General features: G+C 59.3%; 9 protein-coding genes and 3 pseudogenes. 6 read left to right on the top strand and 6 right to left on the bottom strand.

Features of this window, described 5'->3' with window-relative positions; all coding sequences use genetic code 11:
• Positions 1 to 473: 473 nt before the first annotated feature.
• Positions 474 to 950 carry a hypothetical protein gene (locus tag EF888_RS01420; protein ID WP_126918456.1) on the bottom strand — a complete coding sequence of 159 codons (477 nt, stop codon included), beginning with the start codon at positions 948 to 950 and terminating at the stop codon, positions 474 to 476.
• A gap of 236 nt (positions 951 to 1186) precedes the next feature.
• On the opposite strand from EF888_RS01420, the pseudogene EF888_RS01425 reads away from it, so the two are divergent.
• Both EF888_RS01425 and EF888_RS01430 read left to right on the top strand, forming a co-directional pair.
• A pseudogene (locus EF888_RS01425) lies at positions 1187 to 2355 on the top strand (IS3 family transposase).
• 261 nt (positions 2356 to 2616) lie between these two features.
• Positions 2617 to 4197 (top strand): hypothetical protein, encoded by a 1581-nt coding sequence (locus tag EF888_RS01430; RefSeq protein ID WP_109761257.1) that lies wholly within the window; start codon positions 2617 to 2619, stop codon positions 4195 to 4197.
• A gap of 516 nt (positions 4198 to 4713) precedes the next feature.
• Here the strand turns inward: EF888_RS01430 and EF888_RS01435 are convergent.
• Positions 4714 to 5914, bottom strand: a pseudogene (locus EF888_RS01435) (IS3 family transposase).
• A 96-nt stretch (positions 5915 to 6010) separates the two neighbouring features.
• Here EF888_RS01435 and EF888_RS01440 point away from each other — a divergent pair.
• The 4 genes and pseudogenes from EF888_RS01440 to EF888_RS01450 all read left to right on the top strand — a co-directional run bounded on the left by EF888_RS01440 (position 6011) and on the right by EF888_RS01450 (position 10381).
• Complete coding sequence (locus EF888_RS01440) at positions 6011 to 6208, top strand: hypothetical protein (RefSeq protein ID WP_109761256.1); 198 nt, start codon at positions 6011 to 6013, stop codon at positions 6206 to 6208.
• Positions 6209 to 7892: 1684 nt separating this feature from the next.
• Positions 7893 to 8048, top strand: coding sequence for a hypothetical protein (locus tag EF888_RS21625; RefSeq protein WP_164721540.1), 156 nt, complete (start codon positions 7893 to 7895; stop codon positions 8046 to 8048).
• Positions 8049 to 8553: 505 nt separating this feature from the next.
• Positions 8554 to 9722, top strand: a pseudogene (locus EF888_RS01445) (IS3 family transposase).
• Positions 9723 to 10081: 359 nt separating this feature from the next.
• Positions 10082 to 10381 (top strand): hypothetical protein, encoded by a 300-nt coding sequence (locus tag EF888_RS01450; protein WP_109761268.1) that lies wholly within the window; start codon positions 10082 to 10084, stop codon positions 10379 to 10381.
• 1305 nt (positions 10382 to 11686) lie between these two features.
• Here EF888_RS01450 and EF888_RS22025 read toward each other — a convergent pair.
• The 4 genes from EF888_RS22025 to EF888_RS01465 form a co-directional block, all read right to left on the bottom strand.
• On the bottom strand, positions 11687 to 12217 hold the full coding sequence (locus EF888_RS22025) for an IS630 family transposase (RefSeq protein WP_241239766.1): 531 nt from the start codon (positions 12215 to 12217) through the stop codon (positions 11687 to 11689).
• A gap of 46 nt (positions 12218 to 12263) precedes the next feature.
• Entirely contained in the window at positions 12264 to 12644 is a 381-nt protein-coding gene (locus EF888_RS22030; protein WP_241239765.1) for a helix-turn-helix domain-containing protein, read from the bottom strand.
• A gap of 265 nt (positions 12645 to 12909) precedes the next feature.
• Positions 12910 to 14091, bottom strand: coding sequence for a glycosyltransferase (locus EF888_RS01460; RefSeq protein ID WP_109757122.1), 1182 nt, complete (start codon positions 14089 to 14091; stop codon positions 12910 to 12912).
• A gap of 428 nt (positions 14092 to 14519) precedes the next feature.
• Entirely contained in the window at positions 14520 to 15053 is a 534-nt protein-coding gene (locus EF888_RS01465; protein ID WP_109757124.1) for a hypothetical protein, read from the bottom strand.
• Positions 15054 to 15371 lie beyond the last annotated feature (318 nt).

Consider the following 15371-nt stretch of genomic DNA (forward strand, 5'->3'; position numbering starts at 1 on the left):
CTCTATTCGCTGACGCGGTCGCATCTGCAGTCGTGCACGGGAACTTTGAGAAGCCGCCCGTCGTCAACCCTTTGCCTCAACAATCAAAAACATCACTTGAGATCGCCGCGGCGAGCTTCCGGGCACCTGGGTTGCCCAAAACGTCTCCGGCACCCGAATTCCCGCATGATATACCGGAAGGTCAATCGGCTTCATTAGCCGCGCTCATGCCGGCGCCCGTTCGGTCCGAGGGCCGAAGGAGCCTGCTTGGAGTGGAATCTTCTCCTGCGCCGCGACCGCCAGAGACCATATCACCTGACGTTGAAAGCCTCATTGCCGGGACAACATTACCACCCAACGAGACCCCGTCACCTGCGGCGATGCCAGCGCAGCCTGAAGTCGAGGCCGCGGTCCCTACTTCAGTTTGGGCGGCGCCCGCAGCCCCGTCTCTTTCTAACTCGGCTTTGTCCGAAGGGCGTATACGAGGCGGCGACCTACTGTTCGTCCGCATCGTTATACCCGAGACCGTTCCAGATCTCCGGGCCGCCGAAGTTTTCTTGGTAGTTGAAGATGCCGGGATCGAGAACCGGATCAGTCGCGTAAACTACAGAGTAGGCGAAACACACGTTCGCTTTTACCACGAAGGAGATGCGGCCGTCGCAGCGGCACTCGCGCAAATGATCGGCACCGAAGAGAAAGATTTCACCTCGTTCCGGCCGACTCCACCTGCCGGCACACTCGAGGTTTTCCTCGCGGGCGATACCGCTGCCGAACCTCCATCTCCGCCTCAGGCGGTGGTCGCTCCGACCCTTGCTCGCCCGCCTGAGCCCGACGATCTGACGCTCATGCGGGATCGCAACGTGGATCTTCTCCGGCGCGGAGAGCACCACTAATGTTAAACAGCTTGCTTCGTCTTGTAGACGGCAACCCAAATGGGCAACACGAATGGACAACAACAGATACGCCCGCACAACGGACCTCGATTGACCCAATCATGCCAAGTCAGGAACTCTTTGCCATCATCACGGCTCTGACCTGTCTGGCGGGAAGTCGTGGTGTCTATGCTGCATATACGATGGGTGAGCTTGCAGAGATCGAGCGCATCATCGAGTCTTTTTAAACGAGCGAGCGCATTCCGCCGGTGGCCTGCCCCCTGAAAAGTGGTCCTCCCTGAAGTAGGCTTTCGAGCCAGATGGAGGACAAAGGAATGCCCCAGAAGAAGCATAAGCCCGATGAGATCGTCGCGAAGCTGCGGCAGGTCGACGTGTTGGTATCGCAGGGCCGGTCGGTGGCCGAGGCGGTGCGGTCGATTGGCGTGACACAGTTCACCTACTACCGGTGGCGCAAGGAGTTCGGCGGCCTCAAGACCAACCAGGTGAAGCGGCTCAAGGAGCTGGAGAAGGAGAACGAGCGGCTGCGGAAAGCCGTTTCCGACCTGACGCTCGAGAAGCTGATCCTGAGGGAGGCCGCCTCGGGAAACTTCTGAGCCCCGCCCGCCGTCGTGCCTGCATCGACCACGTCCGGCAGAAGTTCCACGTCTCGGAACGGTTCGCCTGTCGCGCGCTCGGCCAGCATCGTTCGACCCAGCGGAAGGTGCCGCGCGGAAGGGTCGATGAAGACGCGCTGACCGCGGACATCATCGCGCTCGCCTCGGAGTATGGCCGATATGGCTACCGTCGAATCACGGCACTCCTTCGAGAGGCAGGCTGGGCGGTGAACGTGAAGCGCGTCGAACGCATATGGCGGCGGGAGGGGCTGAAGGTTCCTGCAAAACAACCGAAGAGGAGCCGGCTCTGGCTCAACGACGGGTCCTGCATCCGTCTGCGGCCCGAGCGTCCGAACCACGTCTGGTCCTACGACTTCGTCGAGAGCCGGACCCACGACGGAAGGAAGTTCCGCATGCCCTACCTGATCGACGAGTTCACCCGGGAGTGCCTGGCAGTCCGGATCGACCGGCGGCTGCGATCGACGGACGTGATCGACGTGCTGTCTGACCAGTTCATCCTGCGCGGTGTCCCGGATTACATCAGGTCGGACAATGGCCCTGAGTTCGTGGCGAAGGCTGTGCGGGAATGGATCGCCGCCGTTGGCGCGAGAACCGCCTACATCGAGCCGGGGTCACCGTGGGAGAACGGCTACTGCGAGAGCTTCAACGCCAGGCTCCGCGACGAGCTGCTCAACGACGAGATCTTCTACAGCCTGGCCGAGGCGAAGATCGTCATCGTGAGCTGGCGCCAGCACTACAATACAAAACGACCGCACTCATCCTTGGGCTATCGGCCGCCGGCTCCGGAGGCCGTCTAGTGGCCGGCTTCGCCACCCGGGACCGCTTCGCCGGCCACACCAGCCGTAGCGCCAAGACCCGTCATGCACTAAGACTGGAACCGGACCACTCGAGCGGGGCAGGTCACCGGTTCCGGGCGCCGTTTCCGATCTCTGGGACGAAATGGCAACTGCACCGGCGGAACAATGCTTGTGACTTGCGCCTTCGGGCAGCTTTCCGCGTTCACCAGACAGCCCGCCACAACGATGCTTGCATCTCGCCATAATATCGACGCAACTCGGGCAGCCAGTAAACGGAATGTGGTCAGTTTCTCTCCATACCTTCTGTAACAGAAACAACAATGGGAGCAACGCATGCCCGTTGCAAACGATGCCTATGTCCGGCCCTTTAGCCCCGATGCCCCTTGGAATATCCCTGTAGCGGGTCTTCCCCGGGCGGAGAACAGCGAAGAGCTTGCGTCTAAGCTTTGGGACGACAGCTATACGGATCGGGAAGTCCGAAATTTCAATATCAATAACACGTCGTATACCTATCCGGTCTATGAGGTGACGGAGGACACGCCCGATTTTCCTGTCGTTGATCGCAATGGCTGGGGAAACCTCGGTGGCACGAGAATTCCCTTTGATCCATCGTGGGAGGCCGCTCCGGGTAGCGACGCGCAAATCATTATCCTTGATCCGGCGACAGGACGTGAATGGAACCTCTGGCAAGCAGAGTTCGATGGGAATTCAGTCAATGTTTCTAATGGAAACTTGGTCCCCGGTAGTTACTTCGACAACGAGGAAGGCTTCGCGCCCTCTAGGGGTGTCGGCATACAGTACTCCGCGATGCTCGTTCGGCCAGAGGAGGTGGCGCAAGGCGTAATCGAGCATGCTCTGTCCATGCCTATTCAAAACACAAGCGGTAGCGAATTCGTCGCGCCCGGAACTAAGTTGGAGTTTCCCGGCGTACGCCTTGACGGGATTCCAGAGGGCACGCGCTTTGCGCTCGACGTATCCTATGATGACATCGATGCGCATATCGCTCGCTTGCCCGATAGTGTGTCAGACGTCACCGCGAATAGCCTGAGGACGATCATGGTTGCCATGAAGGACTATGGGTGGTTCATCACCGACACAGCAGGAAGTGCGCATTTTCAGCTCGAGTCGACGACCTCGGCGCGCGAGGAATGGGAAGAGCTCGGCATGATCGATAAGGACTACGGCGGTGCCGTATATCCCCGCGATGCGCTCGATGGGCTGATGACCGAAAGCAGGATCGTGGCGTTCGTACCGAGTGATCAGTATCCCACGCCCGCGGACGACGACGAGGCAATCCCGGAGGACGACCTCATTCCCTTGCCGCCCGGCGAAGACGAAGACGACGCGCCGGACTCGGCGCAGCCCGCAGACCCGGTTGACACACCGGCGCCGACTGACGAGGACGAGGGTACTCCCTCCGAGCCGTTTGAACCGCCGCCAGAGGACGAAGTGCTGCCAGTCGATCCCGGTGATGACTCTCAACCCGCGGCCGAAGACGACGAACCGGATGAGAAGGAATCCCCATCTTCCGGACCCGTCGATCTACCGCCGGAGGAAGACTCGCCTCCTGCAGGCGAGGAAGGCGTGCCGGATACCGTTTCACCGGGAGGCTCCGACGAGCAATCTGACGAGGAAGGTTCGAGCGATGACGCGCACTCCAGAGACGACGTTCAGGGTCTGTTAGGGTGGATCATCGCGGCTATCAGGAGAATTTTCGGTCGCGAGGTTGTCGATGACGATCCGCAGCCTGTTGAGCCCGTCTTGAAGTCCGAGGTTAATAGCACGTCGGCGGATCATGACGACGACTCACCTGACCTTCGGGACATCCTTCCGGTTGTCGGCCGGATGGAGGATCAGAGCATGGGCGCATACGAAGAGGACGAGGAGGATTGGCACGACGGCATGCTCGTCTGACCTGCCGAGCCGACAGAATGTATTTCCCCCGCTTCTTGTGTCTTAGAGCGCAAGACGCGGGGGCAATGAAGTCGCAACCTGCGCGCCGTTATCCGAAAATATTCATTTCCACCGCGAAGAACTCGTCCACGTGCTTTCACGACGCATGGCGGGGCCTAGAGGCTGGAGGGCAGCATTCGGCTTGGTCGTAATCAACCTCTTTTGCAGATGCGCCGACCTTCGCCTGCGCGCCGCGGTCGCTCTCGCCGTGAATCCGTGCTGGCGGAGCTCGCCGGATCCGAAGATATCCAGCGCGAGCTTACGAACCGGTGCACGCACAACGTCGGCGAGGACCAGGCAAACTAGGCGATTACCTTCCCGAAGTGTGTTTCAGTTTGTGGCTTCCGACACCAGGACCGCATTCTGGGCAAAGGCGGCCTGTTGGGCGCAGAAGCTGGCCACGGCCGGCGCGATTATGTTCGGGACTCATGCGGCAGAGGTCATGGCCTGCCCCCATCGGGTGGTCCGGTATCAATCTTAGTGCATGACGGGTCTTGGCGCTACGGCTGGTGTGGCCGGCGAAGCGGTCCCGGGTGGTGAAGCCGGCCACGAGACGGCCTCCGGAGCCGGCGGCCGATAGCCCAAGGATGAGTGCGGTCGTTTTGTATTGTAGTGCTGGCGCCAGCTCACGATGACGATCTTCGCCTCGGCCAGGCTGTAGAAGATCTCGCCGTTGAGCAGTTCGTCGCGTAGCCTTGCGTTGAAGCTCTCGCAGTAGCCGTTCTCCCACGGTGACCCCGGCTCGATGTAGGCGGTTCTCGCGCCGACGGCGGCGATCTAGTCCCGCACCGCTCTTGCCGCTAACTCAGGCCCATTGTCCGACCTGATGGAATCCGGGACACCGCGCAGGATGAACTGGTCAGACAGCACGTCGATCACGTTCGTCGATCGCAGCCGCCGGTCGATCCGGACTGCCAGGCACTCCCGGGTGAACTCGTCGATCAGGTAGGGCATGCGGAACTTCCTTCCGTCATGGGTCCGGCTCTCTACGAAGTCGTCGGACGAGACGTGGATCGGACGGTGCGCTCCCAGACGGATGCAGGACCCGCCGTTGAGCCAGAGCCAGCCCCTCGTCGGTTGTTTTGTAGGAACCTTCAGCCCCTCCCGCCGCCATGCGTTCGATCATTACCCGGCAGGCGATTCGCAATTCAAATCTGCTGACAGGGCCGCTTCACGTTCACCGCCCAGCCTGCCTCTCGAAGGAGTGCCGTGATTCGACGGTAGCCATATCGGCCATACTCCGAGGCGAGCGCGATGATGTCCGCGGTCAGCGCCTCCTCGTCGGCGCGCCCGCGCGGCAACTTCCGCTGGGTGGAACGATGCTGGCCGAGCACGCGGCAGGCGAACCGTTCCGAGACGTGGAACTTCTGCCGGACGTGGTCGATGCAGGCACGACGGCGGGCGGGGCTCAGACCTTTCGCTGACGTGGACGTTCGGTTCCCGAGGCAGCTTCCCGCAGGATCAGCTTCTCGAGCGTCAGGTCAGAAAGGGCCTTCCCGAGCCGCTCGTTCTCCTTCTCCAGCTCCTTGAGCCGCTTCACCTGGTTGGTCTTGAGGCCGCCGAACTCCTTGCGCCACCGGTAGTAGGTGAACTGTGTCACACCGATCGAGCGCACGGCATCGGCCACCGACCGGCCCTGCGATACCAACACGTCGACCTGCCGCAGCTTCGCGACGATCTCTTCGGGCTTGTGCTCTTCTGGGGCATTCCTTCGTCCTCCATCTGGCTCAAAAGCCTACTCAGGGAGGACCACTTTTCAAGGGACAGGCCAGTCATGATCCTGGCCTCCGAGGCGTCCCAAAGCCTGCCCGACAAGATGATCGACTGGAGTTCGCTTGCCGGCACCGAACGCCCGCTGGCTGCGATGAGGTCGTACGAGGTCAAACAGTCCGGGGCGCTGAAGAAGGCTCGGTTTGTTGCAATGACCGACCTGAGCTTTTGGCGTGGCAGTCACTTCACTGTTCATCTCTGACCAAGGCTGTCCGACAGGGTCTGCCACACGGCATCTGCGGCAAGTCTGGCGCCAGTTTCATTCGCGTGATGAGCGTCGGGCAGATAAAGATCTTCTCCCGCGGCGAGCGCGGATAGCCAGTTCTCCAAAACGGGAGCGACTTTTCCACCGGTAGCCTGTGCCGCAGCATGATAGTGCTCGAACGCCCATGTAGCGTACTCTGCCGGATTCGATGGCACTCTGTCCCATCGATTCACGTCGCTCCTATAGATGCGACTCCCTGGCCCACTGGGCCAATGCGGAAAGAGTATGATGGACGCCGGAGCAGCTAGCTCCGCCACTTGCAAGATCGTCGCGAAGGATGCTGCTCGGTGTTCTTCGTCGATGGGCGTTGAGGAATGGTCTTGGAGAACAATTGCATCCCAAGAGACAGTTGCCAAAAGGTCTCGAAGAGACGGAATGGAGAGTGTCTCGACTAATCGCGCACCACCGGCTGAGGCCCGAACGATAGTGGCGGGGCTGCCGGTTGATTGCGCGTAACGAGACAGGTGGCCGAGAAAATCCGAAGCCAACGTGGCCGAATTTCCTATAACCAAGACGCGTGGTCTTGGTGCATCACGCATCGTCTGGGCAAGGTAGGCGAGGTCATCTTCGGTAAGATCTGGCTGACGATTAACCATCACGTTGTTCGCGGAAAATACCGGATCGGGAAGGAAACTCCCGGCGCCAGACAGGATGGAAATGCCAATCCCAAGGGTCCCGATGATACTTGCAAGCGTCCTTCGACGCAATTGAAGTCCCTTTCTTTCACTTGGCCGACCCGGCTTTCTATGGAGAAAGAGCCTAGTATTCAAAGCAGTGAGTAGTCAACATAATTGAGGATATGGATCAGTGGGAAGCTCAGGTGAAGTGCGCCGAGGGACCATCTGCAAACTGAGCCGTGCGGGAGCGCTCAGGCGCGCTGGGAATGGAAGTGCTGCCATACGCGAAGCCGAGCCTTGAATCGCGTTCGCACAGGTCCCGCTCCTTCATGGGATTGCTCCAAGGCGCAGGGACAGAACATCTCATCTCCTTCGAATTCGCTGGCGCGTTCATCCGACGCATCGCCCGGGAGCCTTCGGCCCGCGCTCGGAGATCGCCTGCAAGGCGCATCGCCGGCGCTCTTCCTAGCCGGGCTGTGTCGATGACCTGGTCAGGCATGGGATGAGTCGTCGCCAACTTCTGCTCGACGGAGGTCGAGACCCAGTGCTTTCCGATCGGTCGCGCCCGCCGCATCGCGCCGACACATCAGTCCGCAGATGTTGTTCCTATCGGTTTCTCCTGAGCGGCCAACATTGCCGGCATCTTGCAGAACCGTAGGCCGCGCCGCATCCCCGACGACATCACCTGCGCTGCGATTGAGAAGACCGCTGCGGACGCTGAGACGTGCCTCGAGGCTTCAAAACGCCCCGCTTCCCGCTCGGCCGAGTGCGGCGGCCGCGATGCAACTGAGCAAGCAGGTGACCGCTTCACGCGGCAACGGTCACGATCGAGTCTCTTCTCCTGCCGGAGGCGCCTGAGGCCGATCACGGTGACCTCAGGGACAGCCATGCACCGCACGAAGCTCCTGCTCGGCCGATGGCTTTGTGCGATCTGCCTCATCACAACGTATTTGGAGGGCGTCAGGGCCCGCAAGCTTTCGGAGAATCTAGGGGTCATCTAAAAGGTGGACTGGCACCTCGAGCACCGCATCCGCGCGATGATGGTGGATCGCCGGATCGTGCTCTCTTGCGTCGTCGAGCTCGATGAGATCTGCGCCGCCGCCGGCGCAGGGAAACTGGGTTCGGAGCAAGCTGGTGTGCCGGTCACCACGCAGAGGTGAAGAGCCGCGGCTCCGTGCGAACAGGATAGCTGCCGAGGGACACGTAGCGCGGCATCATCCGGCGAACTTCGCGGCAATTCGGTCGACCACTGCAAGGCATCGTGCGAACTCGAGCGACCGTAGTATCGTTTGGGAAACGAACCCGACGCGCTCATAGGCAGCGAGATCCTCGACAGGAGCATCGAGCATGCCTTGAGCCGCAGTAGGAAGGAGCTCTGCAAGATAAGGTGAGGGGTCAGTCCATTCTGCACGGCCGGAACGACAGTTGTCGCGGCGGTTTGCTACTATGAGCATACATTGACCACTCAATTCCTTGGCCTGGTGTGCTACCAGCATGAGGAGATCTTATCGGCGGGGTGTTCGCGGGAGGCCGGAGCCTTCAAACTACAGTGGCCAGACTAACCCCGAACGCGAGTAACTCGCGGGCTTCGCCGACGATGTGGCCTGCCCCCTGAAAAGTGGTCCTCCCTGAAGTAGGCTTTGGAGCCAGATGGAGGACAAAGGAATGCCCCAGAAGAAGCATAAGCCCGATGAGATCGTCGCGAAGCTGCGGCAGGTCGACGTGTTGGTATCGCAGGGCCGGTCGGTGGCCGAGGCGGTGCGGTCGATTGGCGTGACACAGTTCACCTACTACCGGTGGCGCAAGGAGTTCGGCGGCCTCAAGACCAACCAGGTGAAGCGGCTCAAGGAGCTGGAGAAGGAGAACGAGCGGCTGCGGAAAGCCGTTTCCGACCTGACGCTCGAGAAGCTGATCCTGAGGGAGGCCGCCTCGGGAAACTTCTGAGCCCCGCCCGCCGTCGTGCCTGCATCGACCACGTCCGGCAGAAGTTCCACGTCTCGGAACGGTTCGCCTGTCGCGCGCTCGGCCAGCATCGTTCGACCCAGCGGAAGGTGCCGCGCGGAAGGGTCGATGAAGACGCGCTGACCGCGGACATCATCGCGCTCGCCTCGGAGTATGGCCGATATGGCTACCGTCGAATCACGGCACTCCTTCGAGAGGCAGGCTGGGCGGTGAACGTGAAGCGCGTCGAACGCATATGGCGGCGGGAGGGGCTGAAGGTTCCTGCAAAACAACCGAAGAGGAGCCGGCTCTGGCTCAACGACGGGTCCTGCATCCGTCTGCGGCCCGAGCGTCCGAACCACGTCTGGTCCTACGACTTCGTCGAGAGCCGGACCCACGACGGAAGGAAGTTCCGCATGCCCTACCTGATCGACGAGTTCACCCGGGAGTGCCTGGCAGTCCGGATCGACCGGCGGCTGCGATCGACGGACGTGATCGACGTGCTGTCTGACCAGTTCATCCTGCGCGGTGTCCCGGATTACATCAGGTCGGACAATGGCCCTGAGTTCGTGGCGAAGGCTGTGCGGGAATGGATCGCCGCCGTTGGCGCGAGAACCGCCTACATCGAGCCGAGGTCACCGTGGGAGAACGGCTACTGCGAGAGCTTCAACGCCAGGCTCCGCGACGAGCTGCTCAACGACGAGATCTTCTACAGCCTGGCCGAGGCGAAGATCGTCATCGTGAGCTGGCGCCAACACTTCAATCCAAAACGACCGCACTCATCCTTGGGCTATCGGCCGCCGGCTCCGGAGGCCGTCTAGTGGCCGGCTTCGCCACCCGGGACCGCTTCGCCGGCCACACCAGCCGTAGCGCCAAGACCCGTCATGCACTAAGACTGGAACCGGACCACTCGAGCGGGGCAGTCAGATGAACCTGGCCTTGCCAATCGAGGCCAGCCTTCTTGCTGCGGAGACTAGAGACTTCGTGGTTCCGTGACGTCACAAGCAGCCAGCGCACTGCAAAAGGTACATGTGAAAAGCATGAAGTTTAAAACGAAGTAATCAACATCGTTCGCTTGCTTCACACCCTTTTGGTCATCGCAAGAGAGAGGTCATGCACCGATTTCGGTCTTGTTGTATCGACTAGGCACATGCACCGCACCTCTGTACCTCGCGGTTGCAGAGGGGTTTCTATCGGACGGTGCGCTCCCAGACGGGAAGCGAAGAGGGTTGCAATATGTACAGGAGTTGGCATGAACTTAGCGGAGAGCGAACTGGTAGCGAGCCTTAGCAGCGTGTTTGGATCAGGAAGAGCGATGAGCTTTAGGCGCTTCTTTCGTCATTGGATTGTCGGGTTACTAGCGACAATCATCTCGACGACGCTGAGCATCGCAGTTCTTGCCGTTACAGATGGCACTATCGGATTGGGCGAAGTGCTGTTCGGATCATTGTACTTCGGGTTAATTCTGGGTGGTCCGGTAGGTGTTGCTATTGGAGCGATCTACGCCTTCTTGCGTGTTGCAATCTGGAAGCGTCGAATCATCTCGGGTTGAACACTGCGGTTCAATAGGCGCGCCCTGGCCGAAGAGGGATGCTGCGGTGGCCAAGGGCACGGATGTCGACCAGCCTCGCCAAATTGGAGACGTTCGAGTAGCGCGGGAGCCAACCTGACTCTTGCGCGGGCACGAATCAGCCAAGCGATCAGCATGGCGGCAGGCCACGTGCCTCTTCTTCGCCGTGCGGTTTCTGAACCTATCTATCCGCCTAGCAAGTTTGCGCCGATAACGTTGGCAGGGGAACATCTCCATGCAAACCGCCGGCTGGAGCGCGCGTTCGGCGTCACGGACGTCTTTCGGTATCTCGCCGCACCGACTTCTAGTGGCGTTGCTGCCCGTGATCGTGCGCGCGCGCGAACGACGACCCAAGTCGACGCTCCTACTTATCTCGAACGGAAGGTGGCAGCTCAAGGCGGGCAAGTGCTGAACAGCGGAACTGCGATCCACCATCAACTTCACCTTCCATCTTCAGCACTAGACCCCAGAAGTGCCGATCGAACGTCTAAACCAGAACTGCACGACGCACTAGCGAACGTCGGATACCTCATCCCTATTGCTTTGTGCTGGCACAAAGCCTTCTTCTGAAACCCCTTCGCCCGACCTCGCCGCTATCCAAGCACTAACCAACCAGTGCAGGAGGAAGGCTGTGCCAAGACACACAACGAAGGCCACCTGGGTTGCAACCAGAACAGCCCACGCTCCGATATCCAGAAGCTCCGATAGCTTTAGGACGCCGAGTGCGACCGCAGGGATACCCACGATGGCTACGATGGTACCCAGTAGTACGCCCAGACCAAAAGCCAAACTGGTGTGGGTGTTTCGACAGGATGTTCGTTGCATGGTTTGAAGATAGTGATTGCATTGACGGTCCGTCCAGTAGTTGTTCTAGAATGTAGCCTTACTTGCCTGCTCTGACTCCCGCTAACTCCTCCATGGGTGCTGTCATTTGTGGACGGCTCCGGTTTCCTTGGATTTTTTGACTGACGGTGATCGTTGCAGGTTGCGGTCATTTGTCCGTCCTTTGTGCGCAGTGCATATGACCGCTGGCCTTGATGATGTCCGAGTACCGGGTCCCAACCAGACGACGAGCTTGTGAGCCCAGACAGCACCTCGGGGTGTCCCGGTTGCGGTCCCTTTCGATCATCATCATTCACAATTGCCCTTGCATCCCATCGCGGCGATGTCAGGCGCCGCTATCTCCTCCTGCGTTCAGATTGCCGGTACGGCGTTGTAGTCTTCTCCCTTCGCCTCGAACTCGCAAAGTGTGCCCGGATCGCATTCAGGATCTAGAGCGGATTGCGTTTAATCGGTTTCATAGCCTGCGGCCTTGAAGAAGTTGAAGCACTCTTCCTCGGTGAAGAGGTCGCAGACATGTCCGGCGACGCGCCAGAGGTCATCGTATGTCCGCGCCGCGGCTCGCCGGATAAGAGCCTTGAGCTTGGCGAATGCCATCTCGATCGGATTCAGGTCGGGGCTGTATGGTGGCAGGAACAGAAACCATGCGCCCACGGCGCGCATGGCCTGCGCGGCTGTGTGGCTTTTGTGGGATGACAGGTTGTCCAGGATGATCACGTCGCCCAGACGCAAGGTCGGGGCGAGTTGGGTCTCGACATAAAGCTCGAACATCTCGCGGTTCATTGCGCCGTCAATGATCCATGGCGCATCCAGCCTGTCATGGCGCAGGGCGGCGATGAAGGTCTGGGTGTTCCAGTGGCCGAAGGGGGCATGGTCGATCAGTCGCGCGCCCTTGGGCGCCCATCCGGTGGTCTTGACCATGTTTGTTTTGAGCGATGTCTCGTCAATGAACCCGATGCGCGGCAACAGGTTACGCATGAACGGCTGGCGGCGCATAATCCAGTCATGGCGGGCCTGCCGGACCTCAGGCCGCTTTTGCTCGACGGCTTGCAGGTCTTTTTTTGTGCGTCAGGCCGAGGCTGCGGAGCGCGCGCCAGACAGAGACGCGATGAACCGTTAGCTGATGCGCATCCGCGATTGCCAACACCAGATCATCCAGCGTCAAATCGGGCCTGCCATCCATGCGCGCCCTGATCCAGTCCTGCAGACGGCCCAGTTTGCCATGCCCGCCGCAATTGCCTTGCGGCCGCGGTTTCAGCCCACCCGTCTCGCGCTTCAGGATGATCATGTCATTGACGAACTTCACTGAAACCCGAAACCGCGCCGCTGCGGCGCGGTGCGTGTGGCCTTCCTCCACGAACGCGACCACACGCTCCCGAAGCGCCATAGGATGTGGCTTGCCCATCTCGGACCCCCATATCTGCCCTGCAGGCAGAGAATCATACAGCCGACTTCATGGGAATCCTGAACGAATCGACCGCAACACGCTCTAGAGAACAGCAACAGTATGAATTTCCTCGCGAAGAGACTGGAAACGACTCGAGTTGACTGACTCGTCTCTCAGAAGGCCATGCGTAAGGGAGGACGCTTTGCGCACAGAGCCCTAAAGTTTTTTCTGGCTATCAGTTTGCATTGCATGCGGAACACAAGCGGCTCTCCTCAACTTTGGTCTAGCGAGATGCCTTCTTCCAGAACGTGAAGTTGCGTCCAAGAACGACCTGAACAAGGGCTAAAAGCATCACCGCGTTCGACGCCACCAAATGGTATGCGAGATGGGCAAGGCGCCACTTGCGCCCCAACCGCTCCGCCACAAGCCCAGCGAGTGCCAAGGATGCAGCTGCGCCATGGAGGAAGAGCAGAACAGCAAAAAAGGTCCGATCAGGTGCCATCCATACCACGGCCAGGTTTGCTATCGCGCCGAGCAACATAGGTAAAGGCAAGAATATCCTCATCACCTTGTGAGAGAGGAACGCGGCAAGAATGAATGGACGTCTGAAAGGCCAGATTTCCCTTCGAGTCAGGAGAAAAATGCGCCCTGCGGTGATACGAATACGGCGAGTGCGCTCGACTGCCGTGGATTCGCTCGGGGCTTCCCAACCGATGGCATGACTCGCGAACCGCACATTGCGACCTCTAGATAGATTCGACATGGTAATCCAAGCGTCGTCGTTGACGATCCCTTTTGCCAGAGGCTGCCAGTCGGTACGACGAACTGCGAGCATAGATCCCACAGATGCCACGGTTGCGCCCAGTCGGCTTTCCATACTACGGATGTAGTCCTCGTAGCGCCAGTAGAGTCCCTCCGATCTACCTGTCATTGCCCCTTCGCTAGTGAAGTCGGGCTCGGTGAGGCGATGCGATCCGCTGACAACTGCAACTGAGGGATCGGAAAACTCTCCAATCAGTTCACCGATCGCGTTCCTCTCGTAGATCTCGGAGCAGTCGGAGAAGAGTAATGTTTGGTAGCTTGCAGCCTCGACTCCAGCGTTCATCGCGGCGGCCTTCCCGCCGCGAGGCTGGCGATCGATTACGCGAACAAGGTGAGACGCACTTTCAAATTCGCGCGCGACAGCCAGTGTTGCATCATCGGACCCGTCATTTACGACGATCACCTCATCTGGTGCGGGTGCGAGCACCAATGAATTCTCTAGCTTCCGACGAATGACCCCGGCTTCATTATGTGCGGGAATGATCATCGATACTCCTCCCCCGTGGGAGGAGCCGCTAACGTACTGCCGATCCGACGCTATTGCATTCAGCAGAAATAAGACCGCTGGATAGCCAACATAGTGATAAAATTGATAAGCAATGCATAACAGTGTCACTGCTGCGGCGAAGTCAGCAAGTGTCATCGAATCTCTCCAAGTAATGCATATTTGCGCCAACTGATACGGAGATGGGCAACGCGGTACGCAGGGGCTTCCAGCATTTTTTTTGCGGGCCAATCCGTGCCGTGAAATTCATCGACAAACACCTCGGGACGGCGCCGATTCATGCAGTTCTACTGTTCCTTAGGAACTTCCTCACCATAACACGAAGCATCTCGATCAAAGTGGCTCTTGTGAGGCGGCAAGGTGTTGTCGGAGAGGCGATGCCGCTTTCCTCCTAAACCTGAATCGGGAAGCTGCTGCATAACATCACTCGTCCACGCTGAACTGCACGCTGGGCCTGCACTATCGGCGATGGCACCAGAAGTTGGCCAGTGCAAGTTGCGAGGAAAGAGAAGGCGCATTCGAGGTAGCGGAACAGGGCTGGATCCTTCCATGGCGAGAAGCAAAGATCACATGTTAATTCCCTGCCTCGAGCCAATCGGAAGCGTGCATGGGCCAATATTCACCGCGGTCGGGCATACGATATCTGCCTCGAAGCGACCCTTGATACCAGGCCAATCGCTGAATTGACCGGAGACATTGAAGTTGCCACCTCCAGCGTACCAACCACTCAAGGAAGTCCGATCTTCTGAGATGTAAAAGCTTTCCAGCTCAACCTCCACGAGATATTCACGATCATCCTGCGTCAGAATACCCTGTCCGGCACCCCGCAGAAGTACTTGATCATCATCTCCGCGGGTCACGACCCCCGTTACGCGAACGTCTCCGTCAGGGCGCTTGAAACCTGACCGGGAGAATTGAAAGTTCCGCATAACGCCACTGAACGTGCTTTGCTGATAGTTCACCAGCAATGCAAAATCCGCTGCAAAACTTCCAACCTCATCAAATTTCCCTTCCATTGGTGCCTCGTAAGCGAATTCTGCACACGCGGCGGCGAGGATCAAAGGCGACATAAACAGGACGGGTCGAATTCGGAACTTCATTTGCAACCTTTGCTTGGCTTGGTGTTATCGGGCGGTCCGTTGCCACAGTACTAGCAGAGCGACGTAGAGTGCCTCCACAAGAGGCTATATAGAACAAGGATTCCGCTTCACATCTCGTTTGGAAACTCAATCAGAGTTCTGCAATTCGTCCCGACAGTCAAGCTTCCGTTGCCTCCGGGGGTAAATTGGTCGCGCCTTGCGGGCTCTCATACTGCGTTGAGTTCGAGGATCTGGGCGCGGCCGATTGGCGATCATGGGTTCGCAAACTTTTGTTGGCCGGACCTGCCCTGAACCGCGACGCTCAGCTTCGCTGACGAA

It is taken from the genome of Silicimonas algicola (assembly GCF_003970735.1).
Taxonomy (GTDB): Bacteria; Pseudomonadota; Alphaproteobacteria; order Rhodobacterales; family Rhodobacteraceae; genus Silicimonas; species Silicimonas algicola.

Coding starts and splice junctions, on each gene's coding strand:
- EF888_RS22025 (WP_241239766.1), bottom strand. CDS start 12,217: ATGCGTAACCTGTTGCCGCGCATCGGGTTCATTGACGAGACATCGCTC.
- EF888_RS01450 (WP_109761268.1), top strand. CDS start 10,082: ATGAACTTAGCGGAGAGCGAACTGGTAGCGAGCCTTAGCAGCGTGTTT.
- EF888_RS01460 (WP_109757122.1), bottom strand. CDS start 14,091: ATGACACTTGCTGACTTCGCCGCAGCAGTGACACTGTTATGCATTGCT.
- EF888_RS01430 (WP_109761257.1), top strand. CDS start 2,617: ATGCCCGTTGCAAACGATGCCTATGTCCGGCCCTTTAGCCCCGATGCC.
- EF888_RS01440 (WP_109761256.1), top strand. CDS start 6,011: ATGATCCTGGCCTCCGAGGCGTCCCAAAGCCTGCCCGACAAGATGATC.
- EF888_RS22030 (WP_241239765.1), bottom strand. CDS start 12,644: ATGGGCAAGCCACATCCTATGGCGCTTCGGGAGCGTGTGGTCGCGTTC.
- EF888_RS01465 (WP_109757124.1), bottom strand. CDS start 15,053: ATGAAGTTCCGAATTCGACCCGTCCTGTTTATGTCGCCTTTGATCCTC.